Below are 14,732 nucleotides of genomic sequence, written 5' to 3' on the forward strand. Positions count from 1 at the left end.
CGCCAAGCAAGCTAAAACACAAGTCTTTTGACTTGTGTTTTTTTATTTCCCATGAAATAGATTAGATTCTGATAGTAAAAATGCTGAAATATAGTAAGGGATTTTTTGGGCAGAAATATTAAGAAATTGATAAATAAATGGATAATCTTCAGAACCATAGCTTCCAAGTAAGTCATACCACCAATCTGTTTCATACCTAGAAATCATGCTTAAATTATAAAGCAATAAGTAATGAACAAGGAGCTCAGGCAATACTGGTTTAGGATTTCTAGGATTGGTTGTAAGTGGTAAATAATAAGTATCAGTAAGCTGTTCATAGTAAAAAGGGGTGCTATATATAGGATTCCACGAGTCGATAGGTGCAGTAAAAAATATATTTGATTCACTTGTTTTTTTAGGGATATGTCGTATAGATAAATGCTTACAAGTTGACTCAATGTAACGTGAAAACCTCTCTGTAGTCATATGTAATCGATCTAATATATCTACCGAAAAAGAGAGTTCATTTTTATTTATTGAATCGATCTTATATAAAGTTGATACTTTTTGACTATAGCGCAATAAATTTTGTAATTCAGGAATATTTCCCATTAGCTCTAACATATTAAATTTTTCTGCTTCTAAGTGTTTCATGTGAAACAGTTGTTCTGCAACATGAGTAAATAATCCATTCTTCTGTATTTTCACCTCATCTTCTAAAAATTGATACCCCTGTTTTTTTCGTTTACGAGTTGTAACGCCATGAGCTAAAACGGTAGTCGATTCTGGATAGTTCGGGTCAATAGTTAACAAGCAAGCTTTAAATAGTTGACTAATCCCATAAAATAACAACATTGGCTGAATAGAAAATGGTGCTGCCTTATATAATTCATAATAATTTTTCCCATGTTCTAGGTAGTAAATAAAGGGATAACAATTTTCAAAACTTTTTTTTTCGGCATCTTGTATGGAGGATTTCTCATAACAACGGGCAAGATAACGTTGTACATTTTGAGATGAAAAGAAGAAACTTAATTGCTGCCAAGTACAATGTGATTGATGCATATATTACGCTCCTTTTATTGTCTAAAAATTCTAACATATATATACTTCCTTGACAGTATTTTAACCAATTGATAAGCTACTAATAATAATTTCTGGTATCATGGGGGGAACAATTATGTGGGAATCTAAATTTGTTAAAGAAGGTTTGACTTTTGATGATGTATTACTTGTACCAGCGAGGTCAGATATATTACCAAGAGAAGTAAGTGTTAAAACAGTTTTATCTGAAAGCTTACAGCTAAACATCCCGTTAATTAGTGCAGGAATGGATACAGTAACAGAAGCTGACATGGCTATTGCAATGGCTCGCCAAGGCGGTTTAGGAATTATTCATAAGAATATGTCTATTGAGCAACAGGCAGAGCAAGTTGATAAAGTAAAGCGCTCTGAAAGCGGCGTTATTTCAGATCCTTTCTTCTTAACTCCAGAACATCAAGTATATGATGCAGAACATCTTATGGGAAAATATCGTATCTCAGGCGTACCGGTTGTAAATAATTTAGATGAGCGAAAATTAGTTGGTATTATTACAAACCGTGATATGCGTTTCATCCAAGACTACTCAATCAAAATTTCTGACGTAATGACAAAAGAACAGTTAATTACAGCTCCAGTTGGTACTACACTGGAAGAAGCTGAAAAGATCCTACAAAAGTATAAAATTGAAAAGCTCCCTCTTGTTGATAATAACGGTGTATTACAAGGGCTTATTACAATAAAAGATATTGAAAAAGTAATTGAATTTCCAAACTCTGCTAAGGATAAGCAAGGACGCTTATTAGTCGGAGCAGCTGTTGGTGTAACGGCTGATGCTATGCTTCGTATCGACGCATTAGTAAAAGCACAGGTAGATGCAATCGTTCTTGATACAGCTCATGGGCATTCTAAAGGTGTTATTGAAAAGGTAAAAGAAGTTCGTGCGAAATATCCAGCACTAAACATTATTGCTGGTAATGTTGCTACTGCTGAAGCAACAAAGGCATTAATTGAAGCTGGTGCAAATGTAGTTAAAGTTGGTATTGGACCAGGCTCTATTTGTACGACACGCGTTGTAGCTGGCGTTGGTGTACCACAATTAACAGCAGTTTATGACTGTGCAACCGAAGCACGTAAACACGGCATTCCAGTTATTGCTGATGGTGGTGTTAAGTACTCTGGTGATATGGTGAAAGCTTTAGCAGCAGGAGCACACGTTGTTATGTTAGGTAGTATGTTTGCTGGTGTTGCTGAAAGCCCTGGAGAAACTGAAATTTACCAAGGTCGTCAATTTAAAGTATATCGTGGTATGGGTTCTGTCGGAGCAATGGAAAAAGGAAGTAAAGATCGTTACTTCCAAGAAGGAAACAAAAAACTTGTTCCAGAAGGTATTGAAGGACGAGTACCATATAAAGGACCTTTAGCAGATACAGTTCACCAATTAGTTGGTGGATTACGTGCAGGTATGGGATATTGCGGAGCACAGGATTTAGAATTCTTACGTGAGAATGCACAATTCATTCGCATGTCGGGTGCTGGTTTACGTGAAAGCCATCCTCATCATGTGCAAATTACAAAAGAGGCTCCAAACTACTCATTATAATGTCTTATATACAAATAGACGGAGATTTGATATCTCTGTCTATTTTTTTTTGATTATGTTAGAATAACGGTTATGTGAGTACATAGATATTGGGGGTAGCAAAAGTGAAAGGTATGTTTTGCAAAAGGTTCATTGCATTAGTAACAGTGCTTACACTAGCTTGTAGCATGTTGTTACCATATAGCAATGCATCAGCGGAAACAGGAGCTGCGTTAAACATTGAAGCAGGTGCAGCAATTTTGGTGGAAGCAAATTCAGGGAAAATTGTATATCAAAAGAATGCAGATGAATTATTATCAATTGCTAGTATGACGAAGATGATGAGTGAATATTTAGTTCATGAGGCAGTGGATAAAGGGAAACTTAAGTGGGATCAAAAAATTAAGGTTTCTGAATATGCATATAAAGTTTCACAAGATGCTTCATTATCAAATGTGGCATTGGAAAACGGTGGATCTTATACAGTAAAAGAGTTATACGAAGCAATGGCAATTTTTTCTGCAAATGGCGCAACAATTGCATTAGCAGAAGCAATTGCAGGTAAAGAAGTAGATTTCGTAAAAATGATGAATGATAAAGCGAAAGAACTAGGATTGAAAAATTATAAATTTGTCAATTCGACAGGTTTAACGAACAAAGATTTAAAGGGAATGCATCCTGAAGGAACATCGCCGGACGAAGAAAATAAAATGTCTGCGAAGGATGTTGCAATTTTAGCACAGCATCTAATTAAAGATTATCCAAAAGTATTAGATACAGCAAAAACTCCAGTAAAGTTCTTCCGTCCAGAAAAAGAGAACTTTAAAATGTCGAACTGGAACTGGATGTTAAAAGGCTTAATCAAGGAATATGATGGTGTAGATGGCCTAAAAACAGGATCAACTCCAGAGGCAGGAGATTGTTTTGCTGGTACGATTGAAAAAGACGGAATGCGTTTTATTTCTGTAGTTATTAAAACAAATTCTCATACAGCACGCTTTGATGAGACAAAGAAATTATATGATTATGGCTTTGCTAACTTTGAAATGAAGAAAATGTATGACAAAGGTTCTTCAGTAAAAGGAAACGAGACAGTAAGAGTTGAAAATGCAAAAGATAAAGATGTGGCAGTTCAAACAAAACAAGCTGTTTCACTTCCAGTACCAAAGGGAAGTAAAGATGTTTATAAAATAGAATTAAAAGAATCAAATAAGGGACAAGAAGCACCTATTAAAAAGGGTGTTGCACTTGGTCAAATGGTAATCACACCAAAAGATACGAATGATCCTGGATTTTTATCTGGTAATTCATTACAAGTAGATCTTGTAACAAAATCTGAAGTAGAAAAAGCAAACTGGTTTACTCGTTCTATGCGTGGAATTGGTTCTTTCTTTAGTGGTATGTGGAATAGTGCTGTTGATACAGTAAAAGGTTGGTTTTAAAAGCTCCTCGTTGTAGGAGCTTTTTTCTTATTCCTATTTTTCATACCGACTTTATGAAAAAGTAGTAGACAAGCATCTGATAGTTAGTGGTAGAATGTAAGAGTATTCTTAATTTTCTTCTTTAACGGGGGAAAGCAATTCACCTAGGGGGGTTTTTGTACATGACAAATGTAACAGGGACAGAACGTGTAAAACGTGGAATGGCAGAAATGCAAAAAGGCGGCGTTATTATGGACGTAGTTAACGCTGAACAAGCAAGGATTGCAGAAGAAGCAGGCGCGGTTGCCGTTATGGCATTAGAACGTGTACCAGCAGATATTCGTGCAGCAGGTGGCGTTGCTCGTATGGCGGATCCAACAATTGTTGAAGAAGTTATGGGGGCAGTATCAATTCCAGTTATGGCAAAATGCCGTATTGGTCATCTTGTAGAAGCACGTGTATTAGAATCATTAGGGGTAGACTATATCGATGAGAGTGAAGTATTAACTCCTGCTGATGAAGTGTACCATTTAAATAAGCGTGATTACACAGTTCCGTTTGTATGTGGTTGCCGTGATATCGGAGAAGCTGCACGTCGTATTGCTGAAGGTGCATCTATGCTTCGTACAAAAGGTGAGCCGGGAACAGGGAACATTGTAGAGGCAGTGCGTCATATGCGCCAAGTCAATGCAGAAATCCGTCAAGTTGCAAGTCTACGTGAAGATGAGTTAATGACATATGCAAAAAATACTGGTGCTCCTTATGAAGTACTACTTGAAATCAAACGTCTTGGCCGTCTGCCAGTTGTAAACTTTGCAGCAGGTGGTGTAGCAACACCAGCAGATGCAGCGTTAATGATGCAACTTGGTGCTGATGGTGTATTTGTTGGGTCTGGTATCTTCAAATCAGAGAACCCAGAGAAATTTGCACGTGCAATCGTTGAAGCAACGACTCATTATGAAGATTACGAACTAATTGCAAGCCTTTCTAAAGGATTAGGTACTGCAATGAAAGGTGTCGAAATTTCAACGTTATTACCAGAACAACGCATGCAAGAGCGTGGATGGTAATTAAAGGAGATCTTTAAAATGGTGAAAATCGGTGTACTAGGTCTTCAAGGTGCAGTTCGTGAGCATGTAAAATCAGTTGAAGCAAGTGGTGCAGAAGCTGTTGTTGTAAAACGTATAGAACAACTTGAAGAAATTGATGGTCTTATTTTACCAGGCGGTGAGAGTACAACAATGCGTCGTCTTATTGATAAGTATGCTTTCATGGAACCTCTTCGTATATTTGCGAAATCTGGTAAGCCAATGTTTGGTACATGTGCAGGTATGATTCTTCTTGCAAAAACACTTATTGGTTATGAAGAAGCACATATTGGTGCGATGGATATTACAGTTGAACGCAATGCGTTTGGACGCCAAAAAGATAGCTTTGAAGCCGCGCTTTCAATTAAAGGTGTGGGCGAGGACTTTGTTGGTGTGTTTATCCGTGCTCCATATGTTGTAAATGTAGCTGATGATGTTGAAGTACTTTCTATGCATGGTGACCGAATGGTAGCTGTAAGGCAAGGGCCGTTTTTAGCTGCTTCTTTCCATCCGGAATTAACGGACGATCATCGTGTAACAGCATACTTTGTTGAAATGGTAAAAGAAGAGAAATTGAAAAAAGTTGTATAAGTAACTTGCAACTTGTATAAGATTATAGTAAATTGATGGTAACAATTTTATAAAATAAGCGTGTTGATAGGAAATAGTAACAAATGTCGTTTCTTATAGAGAGTCGATGGTTGGTGGAAATCGATAGAAACAGTTTGTGAATCCATCCTGGAATGGAATGCGGAATATCTTTATGATTAGTAAGCATTCCCGGTGAAGAGCCGTTATTTCTACTTGAGAGGAAAGCGGTAATGCTTTCAACTAGGGTGGCAACGCGGGTTAACTCCCGTCCCTTTGTATAGGGACGGGAGTTTTTTGTGTTTTATAAAATAAAAGGAGGAGTATAGAATGCTTGATATTAAATTTTTACGTACGAATTTTGAAGAAGTAAAAGCAAAGTTACAGCATAGAGGCGAAGATTTAACTGATTTTGGCCGCTTTGAAGAACTGGATACGAGAAGAAGAGAGTTACTTGTTCAAACAGAGGAACTAAAAAGTAAGCGTAACGAAGTATCTCAACAAATTTCAGTATTAAAGCGTGAAAAGAAAGACGCGGAAGCCCTAATTCTAGAAATGCGCGAGGTTGGAGAAAAAGTAAAAAATCTTGATAACGAACTTCGCACAGTGGAAGAAGACTTAGAAAGATTAATGTTATCTATTCCAAATATTCCTCATGAGTCTGCTCCAGTTGGTGAAACAGAGGATGATAATGTAGTAGCACGTACTTGGGGAGAAGTAAAAGAATTTGCTTTTGAGCCAAAACCACATTGGGATCTTGCTACTGATTTAGGAATTTTAGATTTTGAACGTGCTGGGAAAGTAACAGGAAGCCGCTTTGTATTTTACAAAGGTGCTGGAGCAAGATTAGAGCGTGCTTTAATTAGCTTTATGCTTGATCTTCATACTGACGAGCATGGTTATGAAGAAGTATTACCTCCATATATGGTAAACCGTGCGAGTATGACAGGAACAGGGCAACTTCCAAAATTTGAAGAAGATGCATTCCGTATTGAAAGTGAAGATTACTTCTTAATTCCAACAGCTGAAGTACCTGTAACGAATATGCACCGCGATGAGATTTTAAATAAAGAGCAATTGCCTATACGATATGCTGCATTTAGCTCATGTTTCCGCTCTGAAGCAGGTTCAGCAGGCCGTGATACACGTGGTTTAATTCGTCAGCATCAGTTTAATAAAGTGGAGCTTGTGAAGTTCGTAAAACCAGAAGATTCTTATGAAGAGTTAGAAAAATTAACAAATGATGCAGAACGCGTGTTACAATTATTAGAGTTGCCATATCGCGTTATGAGCATGTGCACAGGAGATTTAGGATTTACAGCAGCGAAGAAATACGATATTGAAGTATGGATTCCAAGCTACGGCACATATCGTGAAATTTCTTCTTGTAGTAACTTTGAGGCTTTCCAAGCGAGACGTGCAAATATCCGTTTCCGTCGTGAACCAAACGGAAAACCAGAACATGTTCATACATTAAATGGATCTGGTCTTGCAATCGGACGTACGGTGGCAGCTATTTTAGAGAACTACCAACAAGAAGATGGTACAATTATAATTCCAGAAGTTCTTCGCCCTTATATGGGAGGAAAAACAGTTATTAAGTAAAATTTAAACATTCATCGGTATGAGTGATTGGTAATTATGAGCGTTGTCAGTACTAGAATGTAGGAAAGGAAAAGTAAAATTTTCCCTTCCTTATAATTTATTTTAGTAGGGTTGACTAACTGTTTTTCTTTTGATATTATATTGGATGTCAATATGGAGGTATACCCAAGTCTGGCTGAAGGGATCGGTCTTGAAAACCGACAGGCGGCGAGAGTCGCGCGGGGGTTCGAATCCCTCTACCTCCTCCAGATATAATTGACAACAGCGCATATAAGTGGAGATTGGAGAACTCGTTACCAACACGTAACGAGTTTTTATTTTAAAACCAATCATAAAGTATGGTGTAAGGCGATTTTGTCCTTATTACACACTCATATTCCGATGATTATCTTCATAGATATGAAAGGAGTTAACATGGATCTTATTATACAAACGTTTCCTTTAGATGGAAAAACTTTATATTATGTACAATGTCCTGTTTGTAAGAACAATAGAATTTTAAACAGTGGTGCAAATGTATCTCGCACTATAAGTGATGATACATTCCGTAAACTTTGTGGTTGCACTTGTGATGTAAAACAAGCAAAACAAGCTGTGAAAGAAGTAGCGGTGCAAAACAAAGTTGAAAAAACAGCTGTGGAAAAAGAGACAGCTCCAAAACGTACAGGGAAAGTATTAACAGCAGTGATTAATGGGAAAGAAATGACTGTTAAAGAGATTGCTGAAACGTATGATATTAGTACAAGTACCGTTCGTCAGCGTATTAATGCTGGAAAACCTGAGAGTGAAATTATTGCTCCAACAAAAAAGAAAAAGTAATTTAATAGGAAAACCCGTGCATATGCACGGGTTTTTTATTTTACAAGTTTACGTGATTGTTTTAAAAAATGGGCAATTTTTTTAATGATTGGTTCAATTGAATCGCCATCTTTTAAAATATCGTATTCATTAATGTTTAATCGCAAAACAGGGCATGAATTAAAGTTATTAATCCAGTTTTCATAGCGTTCATGCATCTCTTTCCAATACTCAATTGGTGTTTGTTGTTCCATCGGGCGTCCACGTTCTTGAATGCGGTCAACAATATCATCGAAAGAACCTTCTAAGTAAATTAGTAAGTCTGGATGAGGGAAGTAAGGAGTCATGACCATGGCGTCAAATAATCCTTTGTATGTTTCATAATCAGTTTCCGTCATTGTACCTTTTTCATGATGCATCTTTGCGAAAATTCCAGTGTCTTCATAGATAGAGCGATCTTGAACAAAACCGCCACCGTATTCAAAAATTCTCTTTTGTTCTTTAAATCGTTCTGCTAAAAAGTACACTTGCAAGTGAAAGCTCCAGCGTGTGAAATCAGCATAGAACTTGTCTAAATATGGATTGGAATCTACTTTTTCAAATGATGTGCGATAACCTAAAGCGTTAGCTAATGCAGTTGTCATTGTTGATTTTCCGACACCTACTGTTCCAGCGATAGTAATTACTGCGTCATTTGGTATATCATATTTTTGCCTTAAATTCATTATTATTTCGACTCCTTTAAGAGAGTATTTTGAAGGGCAGATAGGATGACGTTTAAATCATCAGGATTTTTTACAAAATCCATATCGTCTCCGTTAAATTTTAATACCGGGATATCTGGATGGTCCTTTTTAAAAGACTCCATTGCTGTTTCATAATCTTTTGTAAGCTGTAGCAAGTAATTGGGATCCATATTTTTTTCGAATTCTCTTCCGCGCATTGCGATTCGCTTTTGTAATGTTTCCAAGCTAGCTGTTAAATAAACGATGACGTTTGGCACAGGCATATCTTGTGTAAGGATACGATAGATTTGCATGTATTTGTCATATCGGGAATCTTTTAGTGTACGGGATGCAAAAATCAAGTTTTTAAATATATGATAATCCGCTACTACTGGCTTCTTTTGATTCAAATACTTTATGTTAATGTCTTCTAATTGTTTGTATCTATTACAAAGAAAGAACATCTCTGTTTGAAAACTCCATTCGTCAATGTCTTCATAGAATTTTCCTAAAAAGGGATTTTCATCAACAATCTCTTTTAGTAAGTGGAGTTGCATGTGAGTTGAAATTTCCTTCGCAAGTGAAGTTTTTCCAACACCAATTGGTCCTTCAACCGTGATAAATGGTACTCCGGTCACGCTGTTTCCTCCTTTCAATCAGTGATTTACCGTGACTACTAAAACACAAAACAGAATTATTGTAGCACAAGAGGGGGGGGAGCGGGTTAATTTGATATAAAAAGTTGGAAAATAGATATGTATTAATTAAATTTCATTTGAGATGACGATACAATATTTGCTTTTAATGTAGTTTCCATTATTTTTAAAGCGTGCTTATTATCTTGGTCGTTGTTAGAGGCAATACAATCTTGTGGTACATATAATGTATAATTTCTCATATGAGCATCATTGGCTGTAAAGAGAATACATATATTCCCGGCAACTCCTGTTAATATTAAATTTTCTATTTTTAAATAGCCTAATAAAGAATTCAAAGGTGTTTCATAAAAAGCAGAGTAGTGTGGTTTAATAAAAATGTAATCATCAGAACTTGGAGCAATTTTATGAATTATATTTTCGCTATACGTATTCGTACAATGAGTAATAAGCTGATCAATATCAGATCTCCAAAGTTGATAATGGTCATTAACATAAATTACGGGATAGCCGAAGGATTTCATTGTTTTCTTTAATTGTAAAATAGGGTTTGCTATAGTTTCGCATTTTTTGGCTAGGATGGGTCCATGCGAAAACTGAAAGTCATTAATCATATCGATAATGAGCAAGGCAGTATTCTTCATATGTAATCCCCTCTCTTTTTTCTTTAGGGTGGATTGAATTTGTAAAAGTTATCCCACGTGTAGTAAATGGAAATAAGTGTACTTTATTTAGAACGAAAGGACTATGTTATGGAACAAGATCAAGATATTCATTTTATGCAATTAGCAATAGAAGAGGCTAAAAAAGCAGAGGCAATACAAGAAGTACCGATTGGTGCAGTTATAGTGTTAGATGGTGAGGTAATTAGTGTCGCTCATAATTTAAGGGAAACTGAGCAAAGATCAATAGCCCATGCTGAGTTGTTAGCTATTGATGAGGCTTGTAAAAAATTAGGGACATGGCGTTTAGAAGATGCAACGTTATATGTAACATTAGAGCCGTGTCCAATGTGTGCGGGTGGAATTGTTTTATCACGAGTGAAGCGAGTTGTATATGGTGCAAGTGATCCGAAGGGTGGATGTGCAGGGACGCTAATGAACCTTTTAACGGATGAACGCTTTAATCATCAATGTGAAGTAGTAGCTGGTGTATTAGAAGAAGAATGCGGTACATTGTTAACAAACTTTTTTAGAGAGCTTCGTGAAAAAAGAAAAGCAATGAAAAAATTAGAGGGAAGCAAAGAGAATTAACGTATTTGCATTTTATAAAAAAACAAGTTATACTGATAGTGCCTTTAATGAAGGCAACCGAATATTGGTTTTAACTTTGCCGTGCTAAGCGGGGAGGTAGCGGTGCCCTATACTCGCAATCCGCTCTAGCGAGGCCGAATCCCTTCTCGAGGTTATGTTGCTGTAAGGCCTGCCTTAAGTAAGTGGTGTTGACGTTTGGGTCCTGCGCAACGGGACCCCGTGAACCTTGTCAGGTCCGGAAGGAAGCAGCAATAAGCGGGTCTTCTCGTGTGCCGCAGGAGTGCCTGAACCGAGCTAACTGCTTAAGTAACGCTTATGGTACGTAATCGACAGAAGGTGCACGGCAGTTATATATGTATACAAAACTCACCTTAATACAAAGGTGGGTTTTTTGTATGGAAAATAACTTTTGGAAACTATAAACAGAATGGGTTATAATATATAAGATAATAACCTTTGAGGGAGGCCGTATTTTCGTGTCATACCAAGCGTTATACCGAACATGGAGACCGCAAAAGTTCGAAGATGTAGTCGGTCAAAAGCACGTGACCAAAACGTTGCAAAATGCCCTTCTTCAAGAGAAAGTTTCACATGCTTATTTATTTTCTGGTCCGAGGGGAACAGGGAAAACGACGATTGCAAAAGTATTTGCAAAAGCAATTAACTGTGAACATGCTCCGGTAGCTGAACCTTGTAATGAATGTCCTTCTTGTTTAGGAATTACACAAGGATCTATTTCAGATGTATTAGAAATTGATGCGGCTTCAAATAACGGTGTAGATGAAATTCGAGATATAAGAGATAAAGTAAAATATGCTCCAAGTGCTGTAGAATATAAAGTATACATTATTGATGAAGTCCACATGCTTTCTATGGGTGCCTTTAATGCGCTTTTAAAAACTTTAGAAGAGCCGCCAGCACATGTTATCTTTATTTTAGCGACAACAGAACCACATAAAATCCCGCCTACAATCATTTCACGGTGTCAGCGATTTGAGTTTCGAAAAATATCAGTAAATGATATTGTTGAGAGATTATCGACGGTTGTGACAAATGAGGGTACGCAAGTAGAAGAGGAAGCGTTACAAATTGTTGCGCGTGCAGCCGAGGGTGGTATGCGTGATGCACTTAGTCTTATCGATCAGGCTATATCTTATAGTGATGATGCAGTTACGACGGAAGATGTTTTAGCTGTAACGGGCTCTGTTTCTCAGCAATATTTAGGTAACCTAGTAGAATGTATACGTGAAAATGATGTATCAAGAGCATTGCGTATTATAGATGAGATGATGAGTAAAGGGAAGGATCCAGTTCGCTTTATGGAAGATTTCATTTACTACTATCGTGATATGCTTTTATATCAAACTTCACCACAACTAGAACATATGTTGGAACGAGTAATTGTAGATGATCAATTCCGTATGTTAAGTGAAGAGATGCAGCCGGAAGTAATCTATGAGATTATTCATAGCCTTAGTAAGGGACAACAAGAGATGAAGTGGACAAACCATCCACGGATTTTCTTAGAAGTTGTGATGGTACAACTGTGTCAGCAGTTTATGATGCAAGCAAACGGTGCAGATCGTTTACAAGCAATCATGAACAGGATGCAGCAACTGGAGAAAGAATTAGAGCAAGTTAAAAAGAATGGTGTACCAGCTGGTGTACAACCTGAGGTGAGAGAGACGCGCGCAACACCGAAACCAGTACGAACAGGAAGTATGAAAATTCCCGTTGGACGTGTAAATGAAGTGTTGAAGCAGGCGAAGCGTCAAGATTTAGAACAATTGAAAGCTGTATGGGGTGAGTTGTTAGGAAGACTCAAATCATATAACAAAGTGGCATTTGCTGTTTTATTAGAAAATAGTGAGCCAGTAGCGGCTTCAGATGATACTTATGTGTTAGCATTTCAATATGAGATTCATTGTAAAATGGCGAGTGAAAATCGCGAAGCAATGGATACGCTGGAACAAATTCTCTTTGAATTGTTAAGTAAAAAGTTAAACATGATTGCTATCCCAAAAAGTGAATGGGGTAAAATTCGTGAGGACTTTTTACAACGTGAAGGCGGGGATTCTGAAGAAGGCCCAGAGCAAAAAGAAGATCCTCTCATAGAAGAAGCAGTAAAATTAGTAGGACAAGAACTTATTGAAATAAAAGAATAATCATTATTAGGAGGAATTAATTATGATGCGTGGCGGAATGGGAAACATGAATAACATGATGAAACAAATGCAAAAAATGCAAAAGGATATGGCAAAAGCACAAGAAGAGCTTGGTGAAAAAACAGTTGAAGGCACAGCTGGCGGTGGAATGATTACGGTTATTGCAAATGGTCATAAGCAAGTTCTTGAAGTGAAAATTAAAGAAGAAGTTGTAGATCCAGAAGATATCGAAATGTTACAAGATTTAGTGCTAGCTGCAACAAATGACGCGCTTAAAAAGGCTGATGAACTTTCAAACTCTACAATGGGTAAATTTACAAAAGGCTTAAACTTACCAGGTGGAATGTTCTAGGAGGATATTGATATATGCATTATCCAGAACCAATATCAAAATTAATCGATAGTTTTATGAAGTTGCCAGGAATCGGACCGAAAACAGCGGTTCGATTGGCATTTTTCGTATTAGATATGAAAGAAGATGATGTGCTAGGTTTCGCGAAAGCGCTTGTGAATGCGAAGCGAGATTTAGCGTATTGTTCTGTATGCGGACATATTACTGACCGCGATCCTTGCTATATTTGTGATGATTCACATCGTGATCAATCGGTCGTTTGCGTCGTGCAAGAACCGAAAGATGTAATTGCGATGGAAAAAATGAAAGAGTATCAAGGGGTATATCATGTGTTACGTGGTGCGATTTCTCCAATGGAGGGAATTGGACCGGAAGACATTAATATCCCGCAACTCTTAAAGCGACTGCAAGATGAAACGGTTCAAGAAGTGATATTAGCAACAAACCCTAACATTGAAGGGGAAGCTACAGCGATGTATATATCCCGCCTCTTAAAGCCGACAGGTATTAAAGTAACTCGTATTGCACATGGTCTACCAGTTGGTGGAGATTTGGAATATGCAGATGAAGTAACTCTGTCAAAAGCGCTAGAAGGCCGCAGAGAAGTATAAGAGGAGAAACAAAAAATGTTCTTTCAAAAAAAGGGTAAATTGCGTAAAGAGTATGATGATAAACTAATTGTACTATTAGAAAAGGTAAAGAATGAATGGTTGCGTCAGAAGAGAATGGTTGAACAAAGTGTTGAGCCATCTCCAGATGTAATTTGTTCTTTGAAGATAGCAGAGGCAAAATACTTCTTCTTATTGAAAGAAGCAAAGCGTCGCCCTGTAAAAATGGAACAATGGTAAAAGGTTCTGCTTTTTTAAGCAGGGCTTTTTATTTTGTTCGTTAAAACTGAGAAGTTGCTTCGTTTTGAAAGAATCATTGATGGTTTGTATGAGGAAGGAAATAATACTGATCGAGGATTAGTAAGGTGAACCAGCAGGAGTTATATGATACTTGTTCTTTTTTATGGTCTTGTCCCATACAAATAGATATGTATAGGTCATTCATAAGGAGGAAAAAATGAATTCTACAATTATTATTGTTGGTATTCTTTCTCTTGTTTTTCTTTTTCTTGTTTTTGGTGTCTCATCTAAACCGTTACGTTTTATAGGGAAAGTGCTTTTTCATATTACTTTAGGAATAGGGTTACTCTTTATCGTGAATGTTATAGGAACATATTTTGATTTTCATATTCCAATTAATGTGGGTACAGCGACAATAACAAGTTTATTGGGACTGCCGGGTGTTGCTGCATTAGTAATAATTAAGCTGTATATCATGCCAAGATAAAATTATTTTGGCATTTTTTTAAAAAGTGTTGACTAATAAATGATTAATATGGTAAATTAATAAGCGTCGTCAGCAACGAAAGAAAAAAGCTGTTGACAGATTTAACGGTAAATGTTAAATTATAAAAGTCGCTGAAACGCGATG

At 37.0% G+C, this 14,732-nt stretch carries 16 protein-coding genes, 1 tRNA gene, 1 other RNA gene and 1 other annotated feature; of the genes, 14 read left to right on the top strand and 4 right to left on the bottom strand.

All coding sequences use genetic code 11. From position 1 onward, the window contains the following. Window positions 1-42: 42 nt before the first annotated feature. The gene (locus COI75_RS16780; protein WP_000554243.1) at window positions 43-1,044 is read right to left on the bottom strand and encodes a YaaC family protein; all 1,002 of its coding nucleotides are present in this window, start codon (window positions 1,042-1,044) and stop codon (window positions 43-45) included. A gap of 115 nt (window positions 1,045-1,159) precedes the next feature. Here COI75_RS16780 and guaB point away from each other — a divergent pair, with 115 nt between their 5' ends. The 7 genes from guaB to COI75_RS16815 all read left to right on the top strand — a co-directional run bounded on the left by guaB (window position 1,160) and on the right by COI75_RS16815 (window position 8,123). Beyond that, a complete protein-coding gene (guaB, locus tag COI75_RS16785) occupies window positions 1,160-2,623 on the top strand; it encodes an IMP dehydrogenase (protein WP_000264086.1) in 1,464 nt (487 codons plus the stop codon). Between the two features lie 113 nt (window positions 2,624-2,736). Then, complete coding sequence (locus tag COI75_RS16790) at window positions 2,737-4,044, top strand: serine hydrolase (protein WP_141530839.1); 1,308 nt, start codon at window positions 2,737-2,739, stop codon at window positions 4,042-4,044. Between the two features lie 161 nt (window positions 4,045-4,205). Further along, complete coding sequence (gene pdxS / locus COI75_RS16795; RefSeq protein WP_000186167.1) at window positions 4,206-5,093, top strand: pyridoxal 5'-phosphate synthase lyase subunit PdxS; 888 nt, start codon at window positions 4,206-4,208, stop codon at window positions 5,091-5,093. Window positions 5,094-5,111: 18 nt separating this feature from the next. Then, window positions 5,112-5,702, top strand: a complete 591-nt coding sequence (gene pdxT / locus COI75_RS16800) for a pyridoxal 5'-phosphate synthase glutaminase subunit PdxT (RefSeq protein WP_000238779.1) — start codon at window positions 5,112-5,114, stop codon at window positions 5,700-5,702. Between the two features lie 54 nt (window positions 5,703-5,756). After that, window positions 5,757-5,978, top strand: a binding site (T-box leader). 51 nt (window positions 5,979-6,029) lie between these two features. Further along, on the top strand, window positions 6,030-7,304 hold the full coding sequence (serS, locus tag COI75_RS16805; RefSeq protein WP_000884189.1) for a serine--tRNA ligase: 1,275 nt from the start codon (window positions 6,030-6,032) through the stop codon (window positions 7,302-7,304). Window positions 7,305-7,459: 155 nt separating this feature from the next. Beyond that, window positions 7,460-7,552 (top strand) — tRNA-Ser (locus tag COI75_RS16810). A gap of 166 nt (window positions 7,553-7,718) precedes the next feature. Continuing rightward, a complete protein-coding gene (locus COI75_RS16815) occupies window positions 7,719-8,123 on the top strand; it encodes a DUF3797 domain-containing protein (RefSeq protein WP_000364211.1) in 405 nt (134 codons plus the stop codon). A gap of 35 nt (window positions 8,124-8,158) precedes the next feature. Here COI75_RS16815 and COI75_RS16820 read toward each other — a convergent pair whose 3' ends face one another. The 3 genes from COI75_RS16820 to COI75_RS16830 all read right to left on the bottom strand — a co-directional run bounded on the left by COI75_RS16820 (window position 8,159) and on the right by COI75_RS16830 (window position 10,127). Then, window positions 8,159-8,827 (bottom strand): deoxynucleoside kinase, encoded by a 669-nt coding sequence (locus COI75_RS16820; protein WP_001053581.1) that lies wholly within the window; start codon window positions 8,825-8,827, stop codon window positions 8,159-8,161. 2 nt (window positions 8,828-8,829) lie between these two features. Further along, window positions 8,830-9,465 carry a deoxynucleoside kinase gene (locus COI75_RS16825; protein ID WP_000148214.1) on the bottom strand — a complete coding sequence of 212 codons (636 nt, stop codon included), beginning with the start codon at window positions 9,463-9,465 and terminating at the stop codon, window positions 8,830-8,832. 122 nt (window positions 9,466-9,587) lie between these two features. Beyond that, window positions 9,588-10,127 (bottom strand): isochorismatase family cysteine hydrolase, encoded by a 540-nt coding sequence (locus COI75_RS16830; RefSeq protein WP_000798722.1) that lies wholly within the window; start codon window positions 10,125-10,127, stop codon window positions 9,588-9,590. Between the two features lie 108 nt (window positions 10,128-10,235). On the opposite strand from COI75_RS16830, the gene tadA reads away from it, so the two are divergent. The 7 genes from tadA (at window position 10,236) to COI75_RS16870 (ending at window position 14,588) form a co-directional block, all read left to right on the top strand. Next, a complete protein-coding gene (gene tadA / locus COI75_RS16840) occupies window positions 10,236-10,736 on the top strand; it encodes a tRNA adenosine(34) deaminase TadA (RefSeq protein WP_002096151.1) in 501 nt (166 codons plus the stop codon). Between the two features lie 79 nt (window positions 10,737-10,815). Next, window positions 10,816-11,080, top strand: an RNA gene (gene ffs / locus COI75_RS16845) — signal recognition particle sRNA large type. 132 nt (window positions 11,081-11,212) lie between these two features. Then, entirely contained in the window at window positions 11,213-12,901 is a 1,689-nt protein-coding gene (dnaX, locus tag COI75_RS16850; protein WP_000121553.1) for a DNA polymerase III subunit gamma/tau, read from the top strand. 25 nt (window positions 12,902-12,926) lie between these two features. After that, window positions 12,927-13,253, top strand: a complete 327-nt coding sequence (locus COI75_RS16855; RefSeq protein WP_170956690.1) for a YbaB/EbfC family nucleoid-associated protein — start codon at window positions 12,927-12,929, stop codon at window positions 13,251-13,253. Window positions 13,254-13,267: 14 nt separating this feature from the next. Then, a complete protein-coding gene (gene recR, locus COI75_RS16860) occupies window positions 13,268-13,864 on the top strand; it encodes a recombination protein RecR (RefSeq protein WP_000559165.1) in 597 nt (198 codons plus the stop codon). Window positions 13,865-13,879: 15 nt separating this feature from the next. Next, on the top strand, window positions 13,880-14,101 hold the full coding sequence (locus tag COI75_RS16865; protein WP_000466018.1) for a YaaL family protein: 222 nt from the start codon (window positions 13,880-13,882) through the stop codon (window positions 14,099-14,101). Between the two features lie 217 nt (window positions 14,102-14,318). Then, window positions 14,319-14,588: a pro-sigmaK processing inhibitor BofA family protein gene (locus COI75_RS16870; protein ID WP_001089269.1), complete on the top strand. Its 270-nt coding sequence runs from the start codon at window positions 14,319-14,321 to the stop codon at window positions 14,586-14,588. The last annotated feature ends 144 nt before the right edge of the window (window positions 14,589-14,732 follow it).

Origin of the sequence: Bacillus cereus, from assembly GCF_002564555.1 — a bacterium.
Lineage (GTDB): Bacteria > Bacillota > Bacilli > Bacillales > Bacillaceae_G > Bacillus_A > Bacillus_A cereus_K.

Excerpts from the sequence above, each read along its gene's own strand:
- COI75_RS16790 (WP_141530839.1), top strand. The coding sequence starts at position 2,737 with ATGTTTTGCAAAAGGTTCATTGCATTAGTAACAGTGCTTACACTAGCT.
- tadA (WP_002096151.1), top strand. The coding sequence starts at position 10,236 with ATGGAACAAGATCAAGATATTCATTTTATGCAATTAGCAATAGAAGAG.
- COI75_RS16815 (WP_000364211.1), top strand. The coding sequence starts at position 7,719 with ATGGATCTTATTATACAAACGTTTCCTTTAGATGGAAAAACTTTATAT.
- COI75_RS16820 (WP_001053581.1), bottom strand. The coding sequence starts at position 8,827 with ATGAATTTAAGGCAAAAATATGATATACCAAATGACGCAGTAATTACT.
- COI75_RS16855 (WP_170956690.1), top strand. The coding sequence starts at position 12,927 with ATGCGTGGCGGAATGGGAAACATGAATAACATGATGAAACAAATGCAA.
- pdxS (WP_000186167.1), top strand. The coding sequence starts at position 4,206 with ATGACAAATGTAACAGGGACAGAACGTGTAAAACGTGGAATGGCAGAA.
- recR (WP_000559165.1), top strand. The coding sequence starts at position 13,268 with ATGCATTATCCAGAACCAATATCAAAATTAATCGATAGTTTTATGAAG.
- pdxT (WP_000238779.1), top strand. The coding sequence starts at position 5,112 with ATGGTGAAAATCGGTGTACTAGGTCTTCAAGGTGCAGTTCGTGAGCAT.
- serS (WP_000884189.1), top strand. The coding sequence starts at position 6,030 with ATGCTTGATATTAAATTTTTACGTACGAATTTTGAAGAAGTAAAAGCA.
- COI75_RS16865 (WP_000466018.1), top strand. The coding sequence starts at position 13,880 with ATGTTCTTTCAAAAAAAGGGTAAATTGCGTAAAGAGTATGATGATAAA.
- COI75_RS16830 (WP_000798722.1), bottom strand. The coding sequence starts at position 10,127 with ATGAAGAATACTGCCTTGCTCATTATCGATATGATTAATGACTTTCAG.
- COI75_RS16780 (WP_000554243.1), bottom strand. The coding sequence starts at position 1,044 with ATGCATCAATCACATTGTACTTGGCAGCAATTAAGTTTCTTCTTTTCA.
- COI75_RS16870 (WP_001089269.1), top strand. The coding sequence starts at position 14,319 with ATGAATTCTACAATTATTATTGTTGGTATTCTTTCTCTTGTTTTTCTT.
- guaB (WP_000264086.1), top strand. The coding sequence starts at position 1,160 with ATGTGGGAATCTAAATTTGTTAAAGAAGGTTTGACTTTTGATGATGTA.